At 69.6% G+C, this 7,872-nt stretch carries 5 protein-coding genes, 1 tRNA gene and 1 pseudogene; 4 read left to right on the forward strand and 3 right to left on the reverse strand.

Going from position 1 to position 7,872, the window contains the following annotated elements; translation table 11 throughout:
- Positions 1-5 precede the first annotated feature (5 nt).
- Positions 6-90: transfer RNA gene (locus JWQ91_RS08905), tRNA-Leu, on the reverse strand.
- Between the two features lie 608 nt (positions 91-698).
- The gene (locus JWQ91_RS08910; protein ID WP_297782615.1) at positions 699-1,979 is read right to left on the reverse strand and encodes a DUF445 domain-containing protein; all 1,281 of its coding nucleotides are present in this window, start codon (positions 1,977-1,979) and stop codon (positions 699-701) included.
- A gap of 52 nt (positions 1,980-2,031) precedes the next feature.
- On the opposite strand from JWQ91_RS08910, the gene JWQ91_RS08915 reads away from it, so the two are divergent.
- Genes JWQ91_RS08915 through hrpA form a run of 3 tightly spaced genes read left to right on the forward strand, consistent with a single transcriptional unit; the run spans position 2,032 to position 7,288 of the window.
- Positions 2,032-2,934: a neutral zinc metallopeptidase gene (locus JWQ91_RS08915; protein WP_297782617.1), complete on the forward strand. Its 903-nt coding sequence runs from the start codon at positions 2,032-2,034 to the stop codon at positions 2,932-2,934.
- 3 nt (positions 2,935-2,937) lie between these two features.
- On the forward strand, positions 2,938-3,687 hold the full coding sequence (locus tag JWQ91_RS08920) for a CPBP family intramembrane glutamic endopeptidase (RefSeq protein WP_297782619.1): 750 nt from the start codon (positions 2,938-2,940) through the stop codon (positions 3,685-3,687).
- A 13-nt stretch (positions 3,688-3,700) separates the two neighbouring features.
- Entirely contained in the window at positions 3,701-7,288 is a 3,588-nt protein-coding gene (gene hrpA / locus JWQ91_RS08925) for an ATP-dependent RNA helicase HrpA (protein WP_297782621.1), read from the forward strand.
- A gap of 46 nt (positions 7,289-7,334) precedes the next feature.
- Here the strand turns inward: hrpA and JWQ91_RS08930 are convergent, their stop codons facing one another.
- On the reverse strand, positions 7,335-7,685 hold the full coding sequence (locus tag JWQ91_RS08930) for an FKBP-type peptidyl-prolyl cis-trans isomerase (protein WP_297782623.1): 351 nt from the start codon (positions 7,683-7,685) through the stop codon (positions 7,335-7,337).
- A 42-nt stretch (positions 7,686-7,727) separates the two neighbouring features.
- Here JWQ91_RS08930 and JWQ91_RS08935 point away from each other — a divergent pair.
- A pseudogene (locus JWQ91_RS08935) lies at positions 7,728-7,872 on the forward strand (IMP dehydrogenase); the annotation flags it as partial.

Raw genomic sequence — 7,872 nt, forward strand, 5'->3', positions numbered from 1 at the left:
TTCGGTGTCCGAGGGGGGACTTGAACCCCCACGCCCCTTACAGGGCACTAGCACCTCAAGCTAGCGCGTCTACCATTCCGCCACCCGGACATGCGCCCCACAAGCGGGGCGCGGTGCAGCACTGAACTCTAGCAAACCCCTGACCGAGGTCATGACACCGGTGGGCTCGTCCCACGGTGACAGCCCGGCGTTTCAGGACTATCCCGGCCCGAAGACGTTCATGTGTGGGGGTCCCGCCGTGGGCTTGGCGCCTTCCGGAGGCCGGGCTGGCGCGCGATCCTGCCGATCAGGGTCGTCGCCGCGAGCCTCTAGGTGGATGGCCGTAGAATGCGGCTGAGGCCCCGGGAAGTATGAGTTCCCGGGGCCTCAGTGATCAAGCGTGATGACTCTCTCATTCCCGTATCCTCCCCCGGCTCCGTCTCCCACATCACTGGGTGACTGTCATTGACTTGCGTCGCCGACCGTGGAACTGGATCTTGATCCGTTCTTTGCCCTCCCAAAGGAGTGCTTATGACCGTTGTAAGCCCGGGTACGCGGCCCGCGCAAGGGACTTGGTGACCATTTTCTCGAAATTCTTTTCTCGAACATCTTGAGTTCGAGACAGCTTTCCACAATGTGATGTACGTCACCCACAGGCTGGAGAGGGTTACCCACAGGTTTTCCACACTTGTGGACGAGTCTGGACCCGAGGTCGAGAGTCAGAGCAGCGACGAGATCGCGTGGATCGCGACGCCGGCCAGCCCGCCCACCACCGTGCCGTTGATCCGGATGAACTGCAGGTCCCGTCCGACGTGCAGCTCGATGCGGTCGGCGGTCTCCTTGCCGTCCCACCGGTTGACCGTGGCGGAGATGATCGTGGCGACCTCGTGCCCGTAGTGGTTGACGGCGTACGCCGCGACGTCGGAGATCGTCGTGTCGACCCGCGCGGCGAGACCGGGCTCGTCGATGAGCCGCCGGCCGAGCTTGTCCAGCTCTTCCTTTGCGCGAGTGCGCAGCAGACCGGTCTCGTCGCCGAGCGAGCCGATGAGGGCGCGGCGCAGGGCGTCCCACAGCTGGATCGAGGTCGTGCTGACCCGCGGCTGGTCGAGCATCCGAACCTTCAGGCGTTCGAATCGCTCCATCGTCTCGGGCTGGTGCTGCAGGTCGTGGGCGAGCTGCCGGAGCCACTTGTCGAGGGCGATGCGCGCGTTGTGATCGGGGGTGCGGCCGATGTCGGCGACCCACTCGACGATCTGCTCGTGGACCCACGTCGCCACCCGTTTGTCGAGCCATTGCGGGGTCCAGGACGGGGCCCGGTTCTCGATCAGCGCGGCAACCTCGTCGTGGTTGTGCAGCAGCCACCGGCCGAGCTCGTCGACCGCGAGGTCGACCAGGCCGCGGTGCGCGTCGTCACGCAGCACCTCCTCCATCAGCTGGCCGACCACCGGGCTGAGCTCCTCCTCCTGGAGCCGCGGGATCAGGGCCTGCTCGATGAGGGCTGCCACGTCGCTCTCCTGGACGTGGGACAGCGCGTCCGACAGCACCCGCGACCCCTCGCGCACCAGCCGATCGGCGTGATTACCCTCGACCAGCCACTCCCCGACGCGGTGCCCCACCCCGGCCGACGCGATCCGCTCGCGGATGACGTCCTCACGCAGGAAGTTGTCGGCGACGAACTCCTGCAGGCTCTCCCCCAGCGACTCCTTGCGGTTCGGGATGATTGCGGTGTGCGGGATCGGCAGGCCGAGCGGGTGCCGGAACAGCGCCGTGACCGCGAACCAGTCGGCGATCGCCCCGACCATCGCCGCCTCCGAGCCCGCGTTGACGTAGCCCAGCCATCCCGTGTCGTGATGGCGGGTCAGGACGTAGATCACCGCGGCGAGCACCAGGAGCGACAGGGCCAGCGCGCGCATCCTGCGCAGGCCCTTCAACCGGGCCGCGTCGCCGGCCGAGAGCCCCTCTGGCATGGCAAGACCGGGGGTCGCATGTGTCGTCGTCACACGCCGACACTATCCGCGGCGAGGCGGTCCCGCCGTGCGTAGACTGCAGCGCATGAGCTTCAACGAGGGTGCGAACCTCGACACGAGTCAGGTCACCGGCGGGGGCTCGCGCGGCGGGCTCGCGATCGGCGGCGGCATCGGCGGACTGGTCATCGTGCTCATCGGGGCGTTCCTCGGCGTCGACCTCTCGTCGATCACCGGCAGCAGCAGCCCGTTCGACACCAGCCAGGTGCAACCGGGCGGCGAGGCGTCCACGCAGAGCTTCGAGCAGTGCAAGACGGGGGCCGACGCCAACCGTGACGACACGTGCCGCGTCATCGGCACCGTCAACAGCGTGCAGGACTACTGGAACGACGCGCTGCCCGCCGACGTCAGCCGCCAGTACCGCGCGGCCAAGACCGTCCTCTACTCCGGCGCGACGCAGTCGCCCTGCGGCACGGCGTCCAACCAGACCGGGCCGTTCTACTGCCCCAGCGACGAGCGCGTCTACATCGACGCGAGCTTCTTCGACGAGCTGACGAGCCGGTTCGGTGCCGACGACGGGGCGCTCGCGCAGGAGTACGTCGTGGCGCACGAGTACGGCCACCACGTCGAGAACATCCTGGGCTTCCTGGAGAAGGGACAGGACGGCAAGACCGGTCCGCTGAGCGGAGGCGTCCGCATCGAGCTCATGGCCGACTGCTTCGCCGGGGTGTGGGCCAAGCACGCGTCGACGACCGAGGACTCCGAGGGCAACACGCTGCTCCAGCCGCTGACCCAGGACGACATCGACTCGGCGCTCTCGGCGGCCGCCGCGGTCGGCGACGACCACATCCAGGAGTCCCTCGGCGGCGGCAACGTCAACCAGGACACGTGGACGCACGGCTCGAGCGAGTCCCGCCAGAAGTGGTTCATGGCCGGCTACGAGGGCGGCACCGCCAACTCCTGCGACACCTTCAGCACGGACGACCTGTGATCGGTGTCTGACCGACGCCTGAAGGCCGAGGTCTGGATCGTCCTCGGGCTCTCGCTCGGCGCGTCCGGGGTCTACTCCTTCGTCTCGCTGATCCGCAAGGCCACCGCCGACGGCGGGCTCAAGGGCCAGACCGCGACGCTCAACGCCTCGCAGGACTCCCGCGAGGTCTTCGACTTCGTCTACCAGGTGCTGGGCATCGGGTTCGCGCTCGTCATCGTGGCTCTGGCGCTCTACCTGCTGTCCGCCGATCCCGTGAAGGAGCGGGTCACCCAGCGGATCGGCCTCGACCTGTCCCGCCCGCGGCACGACGCGCTGTGGGGCGGCCTGCTGTTCCTCGGCATCGGCATCCCCGGCCTCGCGCTGTACGGCCTCGGGCGGCTGCTGGGCGTCACGGCACAGGTCATCCCGGCTCCGGACACGTCGTACTGGTGGACCGTGCCGGTGCTGGTCCTCGCGGCGGTGCAGAACGCGTTGGTCGAGGAGGTCGTCGTGATCGGCTACCTGATGACGCGGCTGCGCCAGCTGCGCTGGTCGGCGGCCGCCACGATCGTCGCCGCGGCCGCGCTGCGGGGAAGCTATCACCTCTACCAGGGCGTCGGACCCGGGATCGGCAACTTCGTGATGGGCCTGGTGTTCGGCTACTGGTTCCACCGCACCCGGCGCGTCCTGCCCCTCGTGGTCGCCCACACCTTGCTCGACGTCGTAGCCTTTGTCGGCTACCTCCTGTTCGCCGACTCGCTGGGCCTGAAGTAAAGGCGACGCACCCATGAAGATCGTGTACGACCCCGCACTGCCGATCAGTGACCGCCACGACGACATCGCCGCCGCGATGCGCGACCACCAGGTCGTCGTCGTCGCCGGTGAGACCGGATCCGGCAAGACGACCCAGCTGCCCAAGATCGCCTACGAGCTGGGCCGCCGGTCGATCGCGCACACCCAGCCGCGGAGGATCGCGGCCCGCTCGGTCGCCAAGCGGATCGCCGACGAGTGCGAGGTCGAGCTCGGTGCGGAGGTCGGGTACGCCGTCCGGTTCGACGACCAGACCCGCGAGGACACCGCGATCCGGCTGGTGACCGACGGCCTGCTGCTGGCCGAGCTGCAGCGGGACCGCCGGCTGTCCCGCTACGACACGATCATCATCGACGAGGCGCACGAGCGTTCCCTGTCGATCGACTTCCTGCTGGGCTACCTCAAGCAGCTGCTCCCCCGGCGTCCCGACCTCAAGGTCGTCATCACCTCGGCGACGATCGACGTCGAGCGCTTCGCGGAGATGTTCGACGCACCGGTCATCGAGGTCAGCGGACGGACGTTCCCCGTCGAGGTCCGCTACCGGCCGATCGCCGACACGGGCTCGGACAACGAGCTCGAGGCGATCGCGCACGCGGTCTCCGAGCTCCCCCTCGAGGGCGACATCCTGGTGTTCCTGTCGGGCGAGCGGGAGATCCGCGACGCCGCGGAGTTCCTGACCGGCAAGAAGTACCCGCGCACCGAGATCCTCCCGCTGTACGGACGCCTCGCCGCGGCCGACCAGCAGAAGATCTTCAGCAGCCACCCCGGCCGCCGGATCGTGCTCGCGACCAACGTCGCGGAGACGTCCCTGACGGTCCCGGGCATCCGGTACGTCATCGACCCCGGGTTCGCCCGCATCTCCCGCTTCAGCCAGCGGCTCAAGGTGCAGCGGCTGCCGATCGAGCCGATCTCCCGGGCCAGCGCATCGCAGCGGGCGGGCCGGTGCGGACGGGTCGCGGACGGCATCTGCATCCGGCTCTACTCCGAGGAGGACCACGACGGTCGGCCCGAGTTCACCGATCCGGAGATCCAGCGGACCAACCTGGCGTCCGTGCTGCTGCAGATGGCGTCCTTGGAGCTCGGTGAGATCAAGGACTTCCCATTCCTCGACCCGCCGGACTCCCGCTCCGTCAGTGACGGGCTCAACCTGCTCTACGAGCTCGGCGCGATGGAGGGCCAGAAGCTCACCAAGATCGGCCGTCGCATGTCGACGCTGCCGACCGACCCCCGGCTGGCGCGCATGCTGCTGGCCGCCGACCAGCTCGGCTGTCTCGCCGACGTCCTCGTCATCGTCTCGGCGATGTCGATCCAGGACGTGCGCGAGCGCCCGCTGGAGCACCAGCAGGCGGCCGACGAGATGCACCGCAGGTTCCGCGAGCCGGACTCGGACTTCCTGTCGTACCTGACCCTGTGGAAGTACATCCGGGAGATGCGCGACGAGCTGTCGAGCTCGGCGTTCCGGCGCATGTGCCGCGACGAGTGGCTGCACTGGCTGCGGATCCGCGAGTGGCACGACGTCCACTCCCAGCTGCGCCGCACGGCCAAGGAGCTGGGGCTCAAGCCCGGCAGCATCGGCGCGGACCCGGACCGCATCCACCAGGCGCTGCTGGCCGGGCTGCTGTCCCACATCGGCCTGCGGGACACCGACGGGCGCGAGTTCCTGGGCGCCCGGCAGGCGAAGTTCATGATCTGGCCCGGCTCCGGCCTGGCCAAGAAGCCGCCCCGGATGGCGATGGTCGGCGAGCTCGTCGAGACCAGCCGGTTGTGGGGTCGGACCGCCGCCAAGATCCAGCCCGAATGGGTCGAGGCCGCCGGCGAGCACCTGATCAACCGGTCCTACAGCGAGCCGCACTGGTCGACCCGCCGGGGCTCGGCGATGGCGCGCGAGAAGCTCCTGCTGTTCGGCATCCCGCTCGTCGCCGACCGCCTGGTCCAGCTCGGGCCGATCGACCCGGTGGTGTCCCGCGACCTGTTCATCCGCCACGCGTTGGTGCAGGGCGAGTGGCGGACGCACCACCGGTTCTTCGCCGACAACCAAAGGATGATCGAGGGGGTCGAGGAGCTCGAGGACCGGCTGCGACGCCGGGACCTGCGGGTCGACGACGAGACGCTGTACGCCTTCTACGACGCCCGCGTGCCGTCGCACGTCGTCTCGACCCGGCACTTCGACGCGTGGTGGAAGAAGACCCGGCACACCCAGCCGGAGCTGCTGACGTTCGACCCCGCGATGCTGTCCAGCGGCCCCGAGGATGCCGACGCGGAGTATCCGCGCGAGTGGCGCTCGGAGGGTGAGTCGTACCCCCTGACGTACGCCTTCGAGCCCGGCACGCAGGAGGACGGCGTCACGGTCGACCTGCCGGTCGAGCGGCTGCTGTCCGTCGACGACCGGGCGTTCGACTGGCACGTGCCCGGCCACCGGGTCGAGCTCGTCACCGAGCTGATCCGGTCGATGCCCAAGCGGCTGCGCCGCGAGTTCGTCCCGGCCGCCCAGTTCGCCCCCCAGCTCGTCGAGGCGATGGACCCCTCCGCCAACGACCTCAGCGACGAGCTCGCGCGCCAGATGCGGCTGCTCAACGGCACGGTCGTCTCGGCGGACGACTTCGACTTCGGGTCACTCCCCTCGCACCTGCGCGTGACGTTCCGCGTCCTGGAGGGCGGTGACGAGCTCGCGCGGGGCAAGGACCTGGCCGAGCTGCGCGCCTCCCTGGCCAGCCACGTCCGGGCCGACCTGACGGCGGTCGCCCGGCAGGAGGAGCGCACGGGCCTGCGCACATGGGACGTCGGCACGATCGAGCCGACGATCACCGCGGGCCAGGTGACGGGCTATCCCGCGCTGGTCGACGAGGGCTCCTCGGTGGCACTGCGGATCCTCGACACCCCCGCCGAGCAGTCCGTCGCGATGATCAAGGGCCAGGCGCGGCTGCTGTCGTACGCCATGGCGACCCCCGTGCCCCAGATCGGCCGGTCGCTGGACGTGCACTCAAAGCTGCTGCTGTCGACCGGGCCGCACCGGGACGCGGCCGCGGTCATCGAGGAGGCGTGGCTCGCCGCGATCGAGGAGCTCGTGGTGCGGCACGGCGGGCCGGTGTGGGAGGAGGTCGACTTCGGGCTGCTGCACGAGACGGTGCGCGCCGAGGTGCACGACGAGACCGAGCAGGTCGTGCACAGCGTGCTGGCGGCGCTGCGGGCGATGGGTGATCTCGTGCCGCTCCCGCAGACCGAGGCCGGCGAGGACGTCCGGGTGCAGCTGTCGTGGCTGGTCTATCCGGGCTTCATCCGCGATGCGGGAGTGGCCCAGCTGCGCCGACTGCCGATCTACCTGCAGGCGGCCCGGCGACGGCTCGATGCGACGCTGACCGACGACCTCCTGGCCACGCAGGCCCTGGAGGCGAGGTTCCACGAGCGTACGGCGGACCTGTCGCCGTGGGCCCGGCTCTCCCCCGAGGTGCAACACGTGCGGTGGGCGCTGGAGGAGCTGCGCGTCGGCCTGCTGGCCCAGGGCCTGCGGACCGCGTTCCCCGTGTCGGTCAAGCGCGTCACGGCCCTCGTCGACGCCCTTCGCTGACGAGCGTCGGTCCACCACGGGACCGTGGTGGACCGGCGCCGGTGGGTCAGACGCCGAGCAGGTCGATGACGAAGACCAGGGTCTTGCCACCGAGGGGGCCGTTGTTGCCGTAGGCCAGGTGCGGCGGGCAGACCAGCTGGCGGCGGCCGCCGACCTTCATGCCGGGGATGCCTTCCTGCCAGCCCTTGATCAGATTGGGCAGCGGGAACCGCGCGGACTCGCCGCGGTCCCAGGAGGCGTCGAACTGCTCTCCGGTCTCGAACTCGACGCCGACGTAGTGCACGTCGACGATGCCGCCGGGAACGGCCTCGGGACCGTCGCCGACCGTGATGTCCGTGATCTGGAGCTCGGTGGGCGCGGGGCCCTCGATGAAGTCGATTTCAGGGTTGTCAGTCATGCGTCCGATCCTTCCACACCGCGCCCCTGCCAGAATGGTCAGATGCACGCCACCGTCCTCCACGCCCCCCGTGACATCCGCCTCGACGAGGTCCCCGACCCACAGCTCCGTGACGACACCGACGCCATCGTGCGGGTAGTCGCGGCCTGCGTGTGCGGCTCGGACCTGTGGCCCTACCGCGGGGTCC

The organism is Aeromicrobium sp. (genome assembly GCF_025965075.1).
Classification (GTDB): domain Bacteria; phylum Actinomycetota; class Actinomycetes; order Propionibacteriales; family Nocardioidaceae; genus Aeromicrobium.